Origin of the sequence: Pedobacter duraquae (genome assembly GCF_004362245.1) — a bacterium.
In the GTDB taxonomy this organism is placed as follows: Bacteria; Bacteroidota; Bacteroidia; order Sphingobacteriales; family Sphingobacteriaceae; genus Pedobacter; species Pedobacter duraquae.
Genome location: NZ_SNWM01000003.1, coordinates 593,537 through 609,990 on the forward strand (window position 1 = coordinate 593,537; position 16,454 = coordinate 609,990).

The 16,454-nt window shown below is 40.7% G+C and carries 13 protein-coding genes; 9 read left to right on the forward strand and 4 right to left on the reverse strand.

The genetic code is table 11. From position 1 onward, the window contains the following. Positions 1-108 precede the first annotated feature (108 nt). Genes lpxK through CLV32_RS14120 form a run of 3 tightly spaced genes read left to right on the forward strand, consistent with a single transcriptional unit; the run spans position 109 to position 3,933 of the window. Positions 109-1,164, forward strand: coding sequence for a tetraacyldisaccharide 4'-kinase (gene lpxK, locus CLV32_RS14110; protein ID WP_133556586.1), 1,056 nt, complete (start codon positions 109-111; stop codon positions 1,162-1,164). Then, positions 1,127-1,942, forward strand: a complete 816-nt coding sequence (locus tag CLV32_RS14115) for a purine-nucleoside phosphorylase (protein WP_133556588.1) — start codon at positions 1,127-1,129, stop codon at positions 1,940-1,942. Before lpxK ends, CLV32_RS14115 begins: the two co-directional genes overlap by 38 nt. Beyond that, positions 1,942-3,933 carry a putative porin gene (locus CLV32_RS14120; protein ID WP_133556591.1) on the forward strand — a complete coding sequence of 664 codons (1,992 nt, stop codon included), beginning with the start codon at positions 1,942-1,944 and terminating at the stop codon, positions 3,931-3,933. Before CLV32_RS14115 ends, CLV32_RS14120 begins: the two co-directional genes overlap by 1 nt. On the opposite strand, the gene CLV32_RS14125 is transcribed toward CLV32_RS14120, so the two are convergent. Continuing rightward, the gene (locus CLV32_RS14125; protein ID WP_133557166.1) at positions 3,930-5,111 is read right to left on the reverse strand and encodes an asparagine synthetase B; all 1,182 of its coding nucleotides are present in this window, start codon (positions 5,109-5,111) and stop codon (positions 3,930-3,932) included. The two genes, CLV32_RS14120 and CLV32_RS14125, sit on opposite strands and share 4 nt — an antisense overlap. A 222-nt stretch (positions 5,112-5,333) precedes the next feature. Here CLV32_RS14125 and CLV32_RS14130 point away from each other — a divergent pair, with 222 nt between their 5' ends. After that, positions 5,334-5,795 (forward strand): peptidylprolyl isomerase, encoded by a 462-nt coding sequence (locus CLV32_RS14130; protein WP_133556593.1) that lies wholly within the window; start codon positions 5,334-5,336, stop codon positions 5,793-5,795. A 26-nt stretch (positions 5,796-5,821) separates the two neighbouring features. Beyond that, the gene (locus CLV32_RS14135) at positions 5,822-6,358 is read left to right on the forward strand and encodes a DUF5606 family protein (protein ID WP_133556595.1); all 537 of its coding nucleotides are present in this window, start codon (positions 5,822-5,824) and stop codon (positions 6,356-6,358) included. Positions 6,359-6,580: 222 nt separating this feature from the next. On the opposite strand, the gene rlmH is transcribed toward CLV32_RS14135, so the two are convergent. Beyond that, positions 6,581-7,054, reverse strand: a complete 474-nt coding sequence (rlmH, locus tag CLV32_RS14140; protein ID WP_133556598.1) for a 23S rRNA (pseudouridine(1915)-N(3))-methyltransferase RlmH — start codon at positions 7,052-7,054, stop codon at positions 6,581-6,583. A 93-nt stretch (positions 7,055-7,147) separates the two neighbouring features. Here rlmH and CLV32_RS14145 point away from each other — a divergent pair, with 93 nt between their 5' ends. Both CLV32_RS14145 and CLV32_RS14150 read left to right on the forward strand, forming a co-directional pair. Beyond that, complete coding sequence (locus CLV32_RS14145) at positions 7,148-8,962, forward strand: MutS-related protein (protein ID WP_133556600.1); 1,815 nt, start codon at positions 7,148-7,150, stop codon at positions 8,960-8,962. Positions 8,963-8,997: 35 nt separating this feature from the next. Beyond that, positions 8,998-10,335, forward strand: coding sequence for a GH1 family beta-glucosidase (locus CLV32_RS14150; protein WP_133556602.1), 1,338 nt, complete (start codon positions 8,998-9,000; stop codon positions 10,333-10,335). Between the two features lie 48 nt (positions 10,336-10,383). Here CLV32_RS14150 and CLV32_RS14155 read toward each other — a convergent pair whose 3' ends face one another. Further along, entirely contained in the window at positions 10,384-12,654 is a 2,271-nt protein-coding gene (locus CLV32_RS14155; RefSeq protein WP_133556605.1) for an aconitate hydratase, read from the reverse strand. A 259-nt stretch (positions 12,655-12,913) separates the two neighbouring features. Next, positions 12,914-13,531, reverse strand: a complete 618-nt coding sequence (locus CLV32_RS14160; protein ID WP_133556607.1) for a polysaccharide deacetylase family protein — start codon at positions 13,529-13,531, stop codon at positions 12,914-12,916. 80 nt (positions 13,532-13,611) lie between these two features. Between CLV32_RS14160 and CLV32_RS14165 the strand changes: the two genes are divergently transcribed. Together CLV32_RS14165 and CLV32_RS14170 are read left to right on the forward strand one after the other, a co-directional pair. Next, positions 13,612-14,982 (forward strand): TolC family protein, encoded by a 1,371-nt coding sequence (locus CLV32_RS14165; RefSeq protein WP_133556610.1) that lies wholly within the window; start codon positions 13,612-13,614, stop codon positions 14,980-14,982. Positions 14,983-15,036: 54 nt separating this feature from the next. Continuing rightward, positions 15,037-16,395, forward strand: a complete 1,359-nt coding sequence (locus CLV32_RS14170) for an efflux RND transporter periplasmic adaptor subunit (RefSeq protein WP_133556612.1) — start codon at positions 15,037-15,039, stop codon at positions 16,393-16,395. The last annotated feature ends 59 nt before the right edge of the window (positions 16,396-16,454 follow it).

Here is a 16,454-nt window from a genome sequence, read left to right on the forward strand (position 1 = left end):
TTTATGCAAAGATAGTTTTTTATTTTGTAGGTAGCTGACTGATCCATTTCATCCTGTTCGTTCGGGTATAGGCAAAACGCGTAATAATGTTTATTTTTGGAACTGCACATGCTGACTTATTTACGTTTTATCCTACTTCCTTTCTCTTTATTGTACGCTTTGGTGATTGTTACCAGAAACAAGCTGTATGATTGGGGTATTTTCAGTTCTTTTCAATTTGACCTTCCGGTGATAAGTGTAGGGAACCTTGCTGTAGGAGGATCCGGCAAAACACCGGCGACAGAATACCTTGTCCGTTTACTATCACAGTATAAAATTGCTATTTTAAGTCGCGGCTACGGACGAAAAACGAAAGGTTTCCTGCTAGCCGATCAGTTGGCAACTGCAGATACTATTGGAGACGAGCCGCTGCAGTATTTTCATAAGTTTAAAAATGTAACAGTTGCCGTATGTGAGGATCGGGTAAAAGGCATTAAGTTGCTCCGCGATACGCACGATTTAATCATTTTGGATGATGCATTTCAACACCGAAGTGTTCTGCCGGGGCTAAGTTTATTGCTTTTTGAATTCAGTAAGTTGAGGAGGAGGCAATGGATGTTGCCGGCCGGAAATTTAAGAGAGCCTTTTCAAGGATATCGGCGCGCGGATGTTATTTTGGTTACCAAATGTCCTGATTCTGGTGTTGAGGAACGTGAGCTGTTAGTCAACAAATTTAATAAAACCGAACATAAGCCAGTTTACTTTTCGAGCATAAAATACGGTAGCCTTGTGCCCGTTTACCGAATAAACTTGCCTGTACCAGTAACACCAAAGGTGTTTCTATTAACGGGCATAGCAAATTCAGAACCGCTGCTGAGTTATATAAAATCACGCTATGAAGTTCTGGATCAGTTTCGCTTTCCTGATCATCATGTTTTTACTGTAGCGGAGATTAAGCAGTTAACAGAGGCATTCAGATCTGCTCCAGAAAAGGAAAAAATCATCATCACAACAGAAAAGGACTCAAAGCGTTTATTAGGTGGTGCAATCAAAGAATTACTCGTAAATTTACCCGTATTTTATTTACCGATCCAGATGGAGCTGAGTCCCGAGGATGCTGGTCTATTTGACAAAACAATATTAACCTATGTTTCAAACACTACACGAAACCGTACAATATATTAAACAGAAAACTAACCAGTTTGAACCTGAAGTAGGCATTGTACTGGGAACAGGCTTGGGAGGATTGGTAAATGAGATTGAAGTATCATTTAGCCTGATGTATTCCAATATACCGAATTTTCCGATCTCCACGCTTGAGTTTCATTCGGGCAAGCTGATTTTTGGTATACTTAATGGAAAAAGGGTAGTTGCCATGCAAGGAAGGCTGCACTATTATGAAGGTTATTCTATGCAGCAGATCACCTTCCCTATCCGTGTACTTAAAGCATTGGGTATCGGGCATCTATTTGTGTCAAATGCTGCCGGCTCATTAAATCCTGATTTTAGGAAAGGCGATCTGATGGTCATCAACGACCACATCAATCTACAGCCTGAAAGTCCACTAAGAGGAAGAAACGATGCTGATATGGGGCCTCGTTTTCCAGATATGAGTCAGCCTTACAACAGAGCCCTGATCAGCAAGGCACTGGAAATTGTAAAAGCCGAAGACATTATTTGCCACCAGGGTGTATATGTTGCCGTGACCGGGCCGAATCTGGAAACAAAGGCGGAGTACCGCTATTTACGGATCATCGGTGGTGACGCTGTCGGTATGAGTACAGTACCGGAAGTGATCGTTGCTAATCATATGTCATTGCCAGTCTTTGCGATCTCTGTACTAACAGATGAAGGGTTCCCGGAGGTATTAGAACCAGTTAGTCTTGAGGAAATACTGGAGACTGCACGTATCGCTGAACCAAAGATGACGCGAATCCTGAGCGAGTTAATCAAAGCGTTATAATGTCAAAGAAGTTAGCTTACTTTCTGTGCTGTGTTTGTGTTTTTATTGGCGGGCGGTTGCATGCGCAGGATTTAAAAACCACTGTTGGCGACAATAAGGAATTGGATTCTTTGCGTAAAAAGATGGATAGTGCTTCTGATTCGGTGGTATTTACCTCAAGATATATCCGTTATACCACGCTGAAATTAACTAAAGACAGCATTCAGACATTGCCGCTTGATACTAGTATGCGGGGTATACAGAATTTCAGTGTGCTTGCACAACCCAGGCATCCGACTGTAAACATTGGGAATCTTGGACTTGCTGCACGTCCAATGCTTTTTGAACCTTCAAAGACTATAGGTTTTGATGCTGGATTCCATGCGCTTGACTACTATCAGATGAACCATGATGATATTTTGTATTATCAGGCACGGACACCTTTTACCAGCCTTTATTACCTGAGTGGCAGCCAGGCGGAGCAGATTCTTAAGGTTACCCATTCTCAGAATATTAAGAAAAACTGGAACATTGGCTTAAATTACAATCGTATCGGTGCCGATGGGATCTATGCCAGACAGCGGGGCGATGATCTTAATGGGGCGTTTTTCACCTGGTACCAGTCGCCAAGCAAACGCTATAACTTGTGGGTAAACGCAATATTCAATACGCTTAAAGCTCAGGAAAATGGTGCGATTACCAATTCCCAGATTTTCACAACACCCAGCAATATTACTGCTGATGCGGAAAATGTAAACCTGAATGCTTCCCGGCAGCTGTCACGCAGGAAATCTTTCATGATCAAGCAAAGCTATTTTGTGGGTAGGATTGATACGTTGGCTCAGGAAATCACGTCCAAAATATTACCGACGAATAAGGTTACGTATACACTTACTTATGACCAGAATGCCTATAACTTTATCAAGGACGAAAATGATACCCATTTGGCAATTCCGCGAGGGTTAATTGATTCTGTTTTTACGAGTGACACTACGCGTTATAAACATGTTCAGAATGAGTTTATTTACAGTTTTTTCCTTCGCGGTAAATCGAGCTCTATTATAAAGAATGAGTTGAAATTAGATGTCGGTATCAGGCATGATTTCTACAACTACGCACAATACGCGCGGTATGCGAATCTTCAAAATTACTATGCCTATACGAACACATTCCAGAACACTTCGTTGCTTGGTAATCTTGGGTACAGGTTCAGTAACAGAATTGATTTGAACGTTGATGTACAGCAAATTGTTCAGGGACGCCAGATCGGTGATTTTTTATATGAAGCCAAGAGTAATTTGTTATTGAGTAATTCAATCGGTAGGATCGTACTCGGTGCTTATCTGCAGAATAAATCCCCTGAAGAGGTCTATAACCGTTATTTTGGTAATCACTATAATTGGGTGAATGATTTTGAGCGCACTAAAACGTTGAATATGTCTTTCAACTATTTAAACGATAAGTTGAAACTTGATGTTGGCGCGCAGTATTATCTCATCAATAATTACCTGTACTTTAAACAGGTTGGTAACACAACCACTATTGCCCCTGATCAGGCCGGTAATATCAATATGTTGAAAATTACTGCGGGTAAGAAATTCAATGTTGGGAAATTCTATCTGGAGAGTTACCTCGTTTATCAGAAGACAGACCAACCCTCAGTATTGAGGACGCCAGAGATATATACGTTCCACAGTTTTTATGTAGACCAGACTGTTTTTAAAGTGCTACGCACCAATATAGGATTTGATGTAAAATACAACACACCTTTCGAATCTTATGGCTATTCTCCTGCGGCCGGCCAGTTTTTTTTAACGAGCGCTGGAAATAAACTTAATACCCAACCTGTGGTAGATGTTTTTCTTAGGGCATCACTTCGGAAGGCAAATATTTTTGTAAAATATGATTACGTTAATCAGGGGCTTCAATCTAAAGGCTATTACCTTACAGATAAGTATCCTACGCCAAACCGTATGTTGAAATTTGGCGTACGCTGGAACTTCTACGATTAAGTTTTTTGCTGTTTCTTTTTCGCTGCCGGGAAAAGAACATTATTTAATATTAACCTGTATCCGGGGGAATTGGGGTGGAGGTTAAGGTCTGTTGGTGGATCACCAACCGCATGCTGATAATCTTCAGGATCGTGTCCGCCGTAGAAAGTAAATTGTCCTTTGCCAACCTCGCCATGCAGGTATCGTATCTCTGAAGCGCCTTTGTTCTCGCCTAGTACGGTGACACTGGTTTTTACCAGGTTTTTACGGAATGCAGTAGTTTGTCCCATAAAACCCTTGATTACTTTTTCATGGTTTTGAGTAAGCATTGCTGGTACGAGATCCCATTTTGCGGAGAAATCGAATAGTGTAAAGTAATCATTTGTCTGAGTCAGATTTCTGGTCTGCGTAACATCAATATCGGAGAATTCATAGTTTGCTGGATTGGGATCTAATCTGAAATCCTTAAATGCAAAGGTGTTGTTAAAGTTTAACCGGGCCTGCGCATTTGGGTCTACACCATCCCCGTCAAACATGCTCGCACAGATATCGATGCCGGCAGCGCTAAGCGCAATATCAAAGCTGTCTGTACCAGAGCACATAGCAAAAAGAAAACCACCTCCAGTACAAAAGCCCTGGATCTTTTGAGCTACAGCGAGCTTCATTTCAGAAACCTTTTTAAAGCCATTTCTTTTTGCGGTAGCTTCCTGATTGGCTACATCATCCTTATACCAGGATGCATTTCTAAAGGCACTCCAAAATCGGCCATATTGACCCGTAAAATCTTCATGATGCATATGGAGCCAATCGTATCCGGCAAGCTTATCCTTTAGTACTTCATCATCATAGATGACATCATACGGAATCTCCGCATAGGTAAGCACGAGCGTTACCGCATCGTCCCATGGAAGCTTGCTCTTAGGAGAGTATACAGCAATTTTCGGTGCTTTTTCCAATTTTACCATTTCCATATTAACGGAGGGATCACTTATCTCATTGAGCAGGAGTGTAACTTTCCCGTCAGGCAAAATTTCATAAGAAACGCCCCTCGTTTTGCATTCATCTTCTACAGTCTTGTTGTATCTGATCAGAAAACTACCACCCCGATAGTTTAAAAGCCAACTCACATCGGCATTTTGTTTGATACTCCAAAAGGCTATGCCATATGCCTTCAGGTGATTTTTCTGTTCTTCGTCCATCTGTATAAGAATGGAAGACGCCTTCAGCGCAGAACAGAAAAGCGATAAAAGAATACACAGGAGATATTTTTTGCAGTTCATAATTTTTGTTTGCCCGCACTAAAATAGGGTATGCTGATGAATATAGAAACAATATAGTGATTAACAGCGAATGTGAGGCTGAAGATCATGTTGGTTTCATTTCATTTTACTAAATTTGCCTTTTATTTATATAAGACAATTATGAGCAAAGCAATAATAAAAACAGAAAAAGGCGACATGACTGTACAGTTCTATGATCAGGATGCACCTAATGCAGTTGCTAACTTTAAAAAACTGGCTACAGAAGGTTTTTACGACGGTATTTCTTTTCACCGTGTTATCCCTAACTTTATGGTACAGGGTGGTTGCCCTAATTCAAAAGATCCTGCTAAAGCACATTTGGCTGGTACTGGAGGCCCTGGATACAAAATTGACTGTGAATTAACAGGAGAGAATCAATACCATGATCGCGGTGTATTATCGATGGCACATGCTGGAAGAAATACTGGCGGGTCACAATTTTTTATCTGCCATAGCAGAGACAATACTGCACATTTAGACAGAAACCATACGTGTTTTGGTAAAGTGATTGAAAATGTCGATGTTGTTGATTCAATCAGACAAGGAGATAAAATTTTGACAATTGAGGTAACAGAAGACTAGTCTGTAACTTCTTAGAAAAGAATCATATGAATTTAAGAGGAATAGTAGCAGTATCAGGACGTCCGGGTTTATTTAAACTGGTGGGACAAAACAAGGCAGGTTATGTTTTGGAAGGTCTGGATGCGCAAAAAGTAAAAATCGTAGCCAACATATCCACCACCAAATTAGCTTCTTTGGAAGATATTACGGTGTATGGTGAGGATGAAGATCTGAAACTGGTAGACGTACTTGCCAATATTGCTGCGGCTAAAGGAAATGTTCCTGATGCTAAGGCTGACGGTGCAACGTTAAAAACATTTTTTGAAGAAGTTGCTCCCGGGCATGATACTGAGAAGGTATATACTTCGGATATGAAAAAAATTGTAACCTGGTTTCACTTATTAAAGGATCTTCCTTTATTTACTGAGCAACCAGCAGAAGCTACTGCTGCAGATGTTGCAAAGCCAGAAGAAAAAACTGACAAAAAGCCTAAGGCTGCTGCGAAACCTTCGAATGCTAAGGCACCAAGTAAGACTGCTCAGCCTGCGAAAAAGGCAAACATGACGAGTAAGAAAGGCGTTTAATATTAAAAAAACCGGATCATGTATCCGGTTTTTTTATGTCTCCTACTATAGAAAATACCAGATCAGCACAAACGCTACGATCGATATAATTATCGCCAAAGTATAACTTCCTTTGTACTGTGACGTATCACTTTTGTAATTGTATTTTCTTTTGAAATCGCCCAACTGCATAATTCCTCCTTTTTTATTATGATGTTCTTAAATCCGAAATTCCACAAATTACTATTCGTGGTGATACGGTTCTCCCTTTAATATACTAAAAGCCCTGTATAATTGTTCTATAAAAAATAAACGAACCATTTGATGTGAGAATGTCATGTCTGATAAAGAAAGGCTGGAGTTGGCTCTGGCGTAGATCGATTCATGAAAACCATAAGGGCCACCAATGATAAAAACCAAGTGCTGCACACTGCCGATCATTTGCTTGTTCAAATAGTTAGAAAATGATACCGAGGTATACTTTTTGCCTTTCTCATCCAATAACACAACCTGATCAGCATTATTCAACTGCTTCATGATGCTCTCAGCTTCCTTGGTTTTTTGCTGGGCTTCGGTCAGATTTTTTGTGTTTTTAAGTTCAGGAATTACTACCAGGTTAAAGCTGATATAGTGTTTTAACCTGTTCAGGTATTTTTCCATTCCCTCCAGGAGATACTTGTCTTCTGTTTTCCCAACCACTAACAGGGTTATCTTCATAATTGTACTGATTATTGGCAGGCTATAATTATTTCTAGGTCATCCTGCCGTATTCCTTATATTTACGTCTTCGTCAGCGTAAAACTCAAAGATATGGTAAAAACAAAAGATAGCGTCTTAACTGGTTATCAAAATCACAAAGCGGTACAACAGGAACTACTTAAATCGCTAAAATCCAAGTTAAACACTATTTCCTTTTCCCGACTTGGGTTATTCGTGATAGAGATTATTTTGATTGCGTTGATCATCAATTTTGGTTTTTCTCTGCTATTTGGTGTGTTGCTATTTTTGCCGCTTATATTTTTTATGTATCTGGTGAAAAAGCAAATGGATACCCAACACCTCCTCAGCTATCATACAAATTTGCTCTGGGTTTTTGAAAATGAAATCAATGTAATTGAGGGAAAGACAAATGGGTACGCTAATGGGGATAGCTATGATAACGAAGCGCACCATTATGCATCAGACCTTGATATTTATGGATCGGGATCTTTATATGCATTGATCAATCGGTGTAATACACATAGCGGATTGGCACTGCTTGCAGACAATTTAGGGCGCCCCGCTGAGATGGGGACTATACTAGCCAGACAGGAAGCAATACAAGAAGTGGTACAGGAAATTGAAAGTACATTTACTTTCCGGGCAGAATTGCAAGGGCATAAGCCTACACAGATCGATGTAATTATTCATAAACTTCAGAATCAGTTGCCCGAGCAGTTGCAGTTTACTCGTCATCGATTTATCCGCTTCTATACTGCGGTAGTACCATTACTTAGTATTGGAACATTTATACTTGCCGCTATCTACGGAGGTAAAGTTTGGAATATCCTGTCGGTTGTACTGATGTTCAATTTTATATTTACCCTCTCGCAACTTAAAAAGATCAATGCGGTATATCTTGGGTTTAGTGGAAGCTCTGGATTGCTTAATGCTTTTTCTAGTGCTGTTAAATGGACAGAGCGTAAGGACTGGAAGAGTAAATATATAATAGATTTTTTTAGTAACGATGCCGATAAAGGTGTAGTGAGTGGGCAGATTAAACGACTATCAGGCATTATCAATGCATTCGATGCACGGTTAAATATGATTGTGGGAGGGTTTTTAAATTTATTCTTCCTATGGGATTTACGTTGTGCGATCAGATTAGATCAGTGGTATGCTGCTTCGGCAACTGAGCTTGTGCATGGACTATATAGGATTAGTCAGTTCGAGGTGCTTATTTCTTTTGCGACGCTCAGTCACAACGAGCCTGAGTGGGTTTTTCCAGAACTTTCTTCGACTTTCAAATTACACGTTGTGGATCTGGGCCATCCGCTGATTGCTGAAGCACGCAGGGTTGTTAATTCGTACGACTTCAATGCTCAGCCCACTGCAGATATCATCACAGGGTCTAATATGGCGGGAAAAAGTACATTTTTACGCACAGTTGGCATTAACATGGTGTTGGCATTTGCGGGATCCGTTGTATGCGCCAGGGAGATGCAGACATCGATCTTTAATCTGCTTTCTTATATGCGTATTAAAGATTCATTGAATGATCAGACTTCAACTTTTAAAGCCGAGCTGAACAGGCTGAAAATGATCTTAGATTCCATCGATCGATATCCTGATGCCTTGGTTCTTATAGATGAGATGCTGCGGGGAACGAACAGTAAAGATAAGTTCCTGGGCTCACGGGTTTTTATAGAACGGCTTATTGATCGGCATACGCCGGCTTTGTTTGCTACGCATGATTTACAGCTGTCAGAAATGACGGAGCAATACCCTGTCGCTGTCCGTAATTACCATTTCGATATACAGCTTGCTGAAGGAGAAATGAAATTTGATTATAAGTTAAAAGACGGGCCTTGTCGGACTTTTAATGCGGCACTGCTGTTAAAAGAAATTGGCTTAACGCTGAATTAACATCATATCGCCATCTTGCAGAAACTGGATTAACTATGGTCAAAGCTTCGGATTTTGGAAATGATTTTAGCTGGGGTATTGCCACAGCGGCAGCACAAATTGAAGGGGCGTCTGAGTCGTATGGTAAAGGACCTAGCATTTGGGATACATTTACAAAACGCTCTGGTAAAATTAAAAATGGGCACAGGCTTCAGGATGCCTGCGATTTCTATCACCGGTACCGGGAAGATGTTGCGATGGTTAAATATCTTGGGTTCTCCATATTTCGTTTTTCTATAGCATGGTCCAGAATTTTCCCTGAGGGGCGATCGGCGGTTAACTGGGAGGGGGTTAGGTTTTATCATAATCTGATTGACGAATGTCTACTTAACGGGATTATGCCTTATATCACTTTATACCATTGGGATTTGCCGGAGGTGCTGGAAGAGATGGGAGGCTGGACCGCTTTTAGCATTAATAATGCCTTTAACGAATTTGTTGAGTTTTGTGCCAGACAATATGGCGACAAGGTAAAGAACTGGATTGTTTTGAATGAACCGTTTGGATTTACTTCACTAGGGTATATGCTCGGTATCCATGCTCCTGGAAAAACCGGATTAACAAATTTTTTCTCTGCTGTACAACATGCTGCAATTGCGCAGGCAGATGGGGGAAGAATTCTTCGGGCGGAGATCAGAAATGCGAATATTGGTACTACTTTCTCCTGCTCAGAGATTATTCCATACACTGACAGAGATTCAGATGTGCTGGCGGCCGAAAGAGTTGATTGCCTGGTAAACCGTTTGTTTGTTGAGCCGACGCTAGGCATGGGCTTTCCTGAAATGGATTGGGATGTGATGGAACGCTTTGCGGTGCAACACTCGACTTGGAGGCATAAAGAGCGATTGAGTTTTGAGTTTGATTTTATAGGTTTACAGAATTACTTTCCACTAACCATTAAATATAATGCGTTTGTTCCCGTTGTACAAGCTTGGGAGGTAAAGGCAAAGAGCAGAAAGAAACCCCATACCTATATGGGCTGGGAGGTTAATGGGGAAAGCTTCTACAGGGTTATTAAGCAGTTTGCTGCTTATCCTGGCATCAAAAACATCATGATCACCGAAAATGGCGCGGCATATGTTGATCACCTGAACGATGGTGTAGTGGCTGACGAACAGAGAATTGCTTATTTCAAGGAATACCTTTCTGCCGTACTCAAGGCAAAACAAGAGGGCATGCCTATAACAGGCTATATGGCATGGACGTTAATGGATAATTTTGAGTGGGCCGAAGGGTTTAATGCGCGCTTTGGCCTGGTGCATACAGATTTTAAGACCCAACAGCGTACGGTGAAAGATTCCGGACACTGGTTCCGTACTTTTCTAAATTCTTAGACATAAAAAAACTCCCGCTGTTGGCGGGAGTTCAAAATATCAATTTAACTATTCTGCTACAACCTGACGGCGGATGATATTTAAAGCACCACCTGCTTTAAACCATTCGATCTGTTGTGCATTGTAACTGTGATTTACTACAATCTCGTCTTTTGACCCATCTGCGTGGTTTAGTACAACAGTTAAAGGAACATTAGGACTGAAGGTTGTTAAACCAACGATATCAATGATATCGTCTTCAAGAATCTTATCATAATCTTCTTTATTTGCGAAGGTTAATCCAAGCATACCTTGTTTTTTAAGGTTTGTTTCGTGGATCCTTGCAAAGGATTTTACAAGTACTGCTCTTACACCAAGGTGACGTGGTTCCATTGCAGCGTGCTCACGACTTGATCCCTCACCGTAGTTCTCATCGCCAACAACAATTGATCCAAGGCCTGCGGCTTTGTAATCACGTTGCGTAGCAGGAACAGGTCCATATTCGCCAGTCAGTGCATTTTTAACATCGTCAGTTTTGTCGTTATAGAAGTTGACAGCACCAATCAGCATGTTATTGGAAATATTATCCAGGTGACCACGGAATTTCAACCATGGACCAGCCATAGAGATATGATCCGTAGTACATTTTCCTTTTGCTTTGATGAGTAGTCTCAGGCCTTTAAGGTCTGTTCCTTCCCAGGCTGCAAACGGATCAAGTAATTGCAAACGGTGTGATGTTGGAGATACTAATACCTGTACGCCACTTCCATCGGCAGCAGGTTGCTGATAACCTGCGTCATCAACAGCAAATCCTTTAACAGGAAGTTCGTATCCAGAAGGTTCGTCAAGCATAACTTGCTCGCCTTTATCATTGGTTAATGTATCTGTTAATGGGTTGAAGCTCAAGTCTCCGGCAATAGCCATTGCAGTAACCAATTCTGGAGATCCTACAAAAGCAAAAGTATTGGGGTTACCATCAGCACGTTTAGCAAAGTTTCTGTTAAACGAGTGTACGATGGTGTTTTTTTCTTGTTTTTCGGCACCTACGCGATCCCACATCCCGATACATGGGCCGCAGGCGTTAGTAAATACTTTAGCGCCGATTTGTTTGAACACATCCAGGAATCCATCACGGTCAATGGTGTAACGGATTTGCTCAGAACCTGGGTTGATACAGTATTCAGCTTTTGAAACCAGACCTTTTTCGGCCACTTGTTTCGCGATACTCACTGCTCTTGAAATGTCTTCGTAAGAAGAGTTTGTACAAGAACCGATCAGACCCACATCAATTTTCATTGGCCATCCGTTTTCGAGCGCTACTTCTTTCATTTTTGAAATTGGCGTAGCCAAATCTGGTGTGAAAGGGCCATTCAGATAAGGTTCAAGCTCAGAAAGGTCAATTTCGATTACCTGATCAAAATATTTCTCAGGATCAGCATATACTTCAGCGTCACCAGTAAGGTGTTCTTTGATGGCATTTGCAGCATCGGCTACTTCAGCGCGACTTGTTGCTCGAAGGTAACGTTCCATGCTCTCATCATAACCGAATGTAGAAGTGGTTGCACCAACTTCAGCACCCATGTTACAAATTGTTCCTTTACCGGTACAGCTCATGCTTGTTGCGCCTTCACCAAAATATTCAACGATAGCACCGGTACCACCTTTTACAGTAAGGATACCTGCTACTTTTAAGATCACATCTTTAGGAGAAGTCCAGCCATTCAGTTTTCCTGTAAGCTTAACTCCAATTAATTTAGGGAATTTAAGTTCCCATGGCAAACCAGCCATAACATCACAGGCATCTGCACCACCAACACCGATAGCAACCATCCCTAATCCACCCGCATTTACGGTATGTGAATCTGTTCCGATCATCATTCCGCCTGGGAAAGCATAGTTCTCCAGAACAACCTGGTGAATAATACCAGCACCCGGTTTCCAAAAACCGATACCATATTTATTTGATACCGAAGCAAGAAAATCAAAAACTTCTTTACTTTCTGTGTTTGCTGCCGGTAAATCTGTTTCTGCACCAAATTTCGCAGTGATCAGGTGATCACAGTGCACAGTAGAAGGAACCGCAACTTTCGGTCTGCCTGCCTGCATAAACTGTAAAAGCGCCATTTGCGCAGTTGCATCCTGCATCGCTACTCTGTCAGGAGCAAAATCTACATAGTCTGTACCCCTAACAAAAGCGGTATTCGTATTCGCATCCCAAAGGTGGGTGTATAAGATTTTTTCTGAAAGTGTTAAAGGTCTGCCTACTAATTTGCGGGCCGCTTCTATACGCGGAGCAAAGTTTGCATACACCTTTTTGATCATTTCTATATCAAAAGCCATTGATAATATGGGTTAAAAGGTAATATATTTTAATAATTGTAGCGAATTTACGAAAAAAAACAGGGGTCGGCCATCATCTGCAGATCATTATATTATTTATACAAGTTCTAAATAATTTGAGCCTTTAGCTTTTGATCAAATACGTAGTTCGTTACCGGACAGTGGTGTTCAGGAATGGACGGTCTCACAATGATCACTTCTTTTAAGTTGTTGATATTTAGCTTTTTAAATATGTTCTTGAAACTGGCTTAACCTTGGGTTACAGTGTTTTGAAAATATATCCCTTTTCAAGTAAAGTCTCAATGGCTTTAGGGAGGGCGTATTTCACACGTTCAAAAGCTTTTAAACTATCGTGAAAAACGATAATAGACCCATTAGTAGTATGCTTAATTACATTTTGATAACAACCATCAGGGCTGAGACCCTGATCAAAGTCGCCGCTCAGCACATCCCACATAATAATTTCCGTGCTTGGCAAGAGCAACCTGATCCCATCGATTTGTTTCTTTTTTATCCTTCCATAAGGGGGCCTGAATAGGGATGTGGTCATCAATTGCTGACAGCCTTTGAAATTGTCAAGATAATCTGCAGTATCGGTTTTCCAACCTTTCAGGTGATTGTAGGTATGGTTTCCAACCCGGTGTCCATCAGCTAAAACCTGTTCAAAGAGTTCAGGATGTTTACGTATATTATCGCCAATACAAAAGAATGTCGCCTTAACATTAAACGATTTTAAAGTTTTTAAAACAAACGCTGTAACATCGGGTATAGGTCCGTCGTCAAAGGTTAAATAAATAGCTTTTTCTCTGCGGGATTTATGCCAGGTCAGCGATGGGTAATACCATTTCAACAGCAAGGGAGATTTAACCAGATACATATTCAAATGTAAGGATTTGTACCGGTTAGCCTTCAAAAAGAAACAAGAGGAATTTATTTATACTATTTGAAATTATAATTATGAAAATGATTTTTACCAATAAACTGTTCTCAAAGCTGGCCTGTATTCTTGCGCTAAGCGTTCTCGGTAGCACGATCAGTAATTCTGCACAAGCTCAGGAGGTGTTGACCATTCAGCAGGCTATTGAGCGGATGCTGCAGAATAATCTAAACATCAAACAGGGTGTTTTAAATGTGGCAACGGCAGATGTTAACTTATCGCAATCACGCGCAGCATTGTTTCCGACATTAAATGGTACACTGTCAGATAATATCAGTTTTGGTCGCTCACAGGATCAAAATACATTCCAGATTATCAACCAAAAGCTTTCTACTACAAATGGTAGCCTTTTTACGAGTGTTGATATTTTTAATGGTTTTTCTAAGGTAAATGTGATCAGACAAAATAAGATCTTATTGGAGGCTGGAGCTAGCAATCTTGATAAAATTAAAAATGATCTTGTGTTACAGGTAGTCACTTCTTACTTTCAGGTTGTTTTTAACGAAGATCTGTTAAAGGCTTCTCAGGAGCAACTGGTTGTTGCAAAGCAGACCTTGACGCGTGAAAATGCCCTGCTTGATGCAGGAAATAAGACCCTGGCAGATATCTCCCAGGCAAAAGCCCAGGTTGCTACTGCAGAGTTGAATGTAACCAATGCACAAAATCAACTGACAATTTCCTACTTGACGCTCTCGCAGCTTATGGAAATGCGTGCTGACTCTCAAAATTACAAAGTTGTAGCACCAACAATACAAGATATCGTTTACGCCCAGAAAAGTTACAATGTTAATGAAGTCTATAATTCATCATTAGCTATCTTCCCCGACATCAAACTGGCTCAGTTAAATCGTCAGGCTGCCGAAAAACAAATCGATATTGCCAAAGGGGCGAGATATCCTCGTTTGTCGTTAAACGGTGGTTTAGGTTCTTCTTATTCTTATATTTTTGATTATCCAGATCCTCAACGTAGTTTTTCTGACCAGGTGAGTCAGCGTTTCAATCAATATATTGGAGCTAGTCTTTCCATCCCAATTTTTAACGGCTACAATGTAAGATCGAACGTAAAAAGAGCGCGAATCAGTTATGAGGGATATGTGATTCAGGAGCAACTGACAAAAAATACGCTGAATAAAATTATAGCACAGGCAATTGCCGATTTACGTGCAGCAGATGCGAGATATAGCTCTACATTAAATACTTTCAATGCACAGAAAGATGCGTTCAACGTAATCGAGCAACGGTATAATGTAGGTCTTGTAAATTCATTAGACTACAATACTGCCAGAACCAATAGAAATAAAGCTGAAACAGATTTTATACAGGCAAAATACGACTTACTGTTCCGTTCGAAAGTAATAGATTATTATTTAGGTAAACAAATCGCATTCTAATATAAACGTTATTTTACGCTCCCAATCCTTAAACAATAAAACAAACAAAATACAATGAAACTAAAACACATACTAATTGCAATCGGAATATTAGTGGCCCTATTGATTGGCCTCAAGCTTGCCGGAGTTATCGGTGGAGAAAAGACCGAAAAGGTGACCGTTGAGAAAGCCGAAGACAGAACAGTAATTGAAACAGTGACGGCGAGTGGTAAGATACAGCCTGAAACAGAAGTGAAATTGAGTTCTGAAGTTTCTGGTGAAGTTGTAGAATTACTGGTTAAGGAAGGTGATGTTGTAAAAAAAGGTCAGCTGCTATGTAAAGTAAGACCTGATGTGTTGAAATCTGGTTTTGACAGAGCTCAAGCATCTTACAGCTCTCAAAAGGCTAGTGTTGCTTCGTCTGAGCAACAACTAAAGCAATCGCAGGGTAACTTTGTTAATGCTGAAGCCACCTACAAAAGGAATGTAGAATTATATAATAAAAAAGTGATTTCTGCTGCAGAGTTTGATGCCGCGAAGGCAGCATTCCTTACTGCAAAAACAAATCTTGAGAGTGCTAAACAAAATGTTATTGGAGCTAAATTTGGGCTGGAGCAGTCTGGAGCGAATGTTCAGGAAGCAAGTGCGAATTTAGCTAAAGCAACAATTTTTGCTCCTGTAGATGGTGTCATTTCCAAATTATCTGTTGAGTTGGGCGACCGTATCTTGGGTACTGCGCAATTTGCAGGTACAGAGATTATGCGTATTTCAAACCTTACTTCGATGGAAGTTAACGTTGATGTGAACGAGAACGACATCAACAGAGTAAATGTGGGAGATAGTGCCGTTATTGAGGTTGATGCTTTTGCCGACAAAAAGTTTAGAGGTATTGTTACAGAGATTGCAAGCTCATCGAAAGATGTGGGTACTACCGCTTCTACCTCAGTTGATCAGGTAACGAATTTCCTGGTTAAGATCAGAATTATCGCTGATTCTTACTCCGGTGTGAAAGGCGGAGCTAAAGATCTTCCATCGCCATTCAGACCAGGATTATCTGCTACGGTAGATATTCAGAGTGAGTCTGTAAAAGGGTTATCTGTACCAATCCAGGCGGTTTTTACAGGAGCTAAAGATAAGGCAAATGAAAACCCTGCAACTTCAAGCAACGATGGTAGCGCAGATAAACAGAAATCGAAGCTGACAGATAAAACAGTTAAACAATACATCTACACCTATGCGAACGGTGTAGTGAAATCTGTGGAAGTGACTACAGGGATTCAGAATGATCAGTTTATCATCATCAAGTCTGGTATCAAAGCGGGTGCAGAGGTAGTTTCAGGTCCGTATTCAGCAATTCAGAATCGCTTGAAAGACGGTATGAAGGTAGAAAAAACTACTAAAGATCAACTGTTTGCAACGCCCGCTAAAAAGTAGGCTTCGCCAATCATAATATTTAAGTAAATTGTCCCGGTTTAAAACATTAAGCCGGGATT

Excerpts from the sequence above, each read along its gene's own strand:
- CLV32_RS14170 (WP_133556612.1), top strand. The coding sequence starts at position 15,037 with ATGAAACTAAAACACATACTAATTGCAATCGGAATATTAGTGGCCCTA.
- CLV32_RS14115 (WP_133556588.1), top strand. The coding sequence starts at position 1,127 with ATGTTTCAAACACTACACGAAACCGTACAATATATTAAACAGAAAACT.
- lpxK (WP_133556586.1), top strand. The coding sequence starts at position 109 with ATGCTGACTTATTTACGTTTTATCCTACTTCCTTTCTCTTTATTGTAC.
- CLV32_RS14155 (WP_133556605.1), bottom strand. The coding sequence starts at position 12,654 with ATGGCTTTTGATATAGAAATGATCAAAAAGGTGTATGCAAACTTTGCT.
- CLV32_RS14130 (WP_133556593.1), top strand. The coding sequence starts at position 5,334 with ATGAGCAAAGCAATAATAAAAACAGAAAAAGGCGACATGACTGTACAG.
- rlmH (WP_133556598.1), bottom strand. The coding sequence starts at position 7,054 with ATGAAGATAACCCTGTTAGTGGTTGGGAAAACAGAAGACAAGTATCTC.
- CLV32_RS14120 (WP_133556591.1), top strand. The coding sequence starts at position 1,942 with ATGTCAAAGAAGTTAGCTTACTTTCTGTGCTGTGTTTGTGTTTTTATT.
- CLV32_RS14150 (WP_133556602.1), top strand. The coding sequence starts at position 8,998 with ATGGTCAAAGCTTCGGATTTTGGAAATGATTTTAGCTGGGGTATTGCC.
- CLV32_RS14145 (WP_133556600.1), top strand. The coding sequence starts at position 7,148 with ATGGTAAAAACAAAAGATAGCGTCTTAACTGGTTATCAAAATCACAAA.
- CLV32_RS14135 (WP_133556595.1), top strand. The coding sequence starts at position 5,822 with ATGAATTTAAGAGGAATAGTAGCAGTATCAGGACGTCCGGGTTTATTT.
- CLV32_RS14165 (WP_133556610.1), top strand. The coding sequence starts at position 13,612 with ATGAAAATGATTTTTACCAATAAACTGTTCTCAAAGCTGGCCTGTATT.
- CLV32_RS14125 (WP_133557166.1), bottom strand. The coding sequence starts at position 5,111 with ATGGACGAAGAACAGAAAAATCACCTGAAGGCATATGGCATAGCCTTT.
- CLV32_RS14160 (WP_133556607.1), bottom strand. The coding sequence starts at position 13,531 with ATGTATCTGGTTAAATCTCCCTTGCTGTTGAAATGGTATTACCCATCG.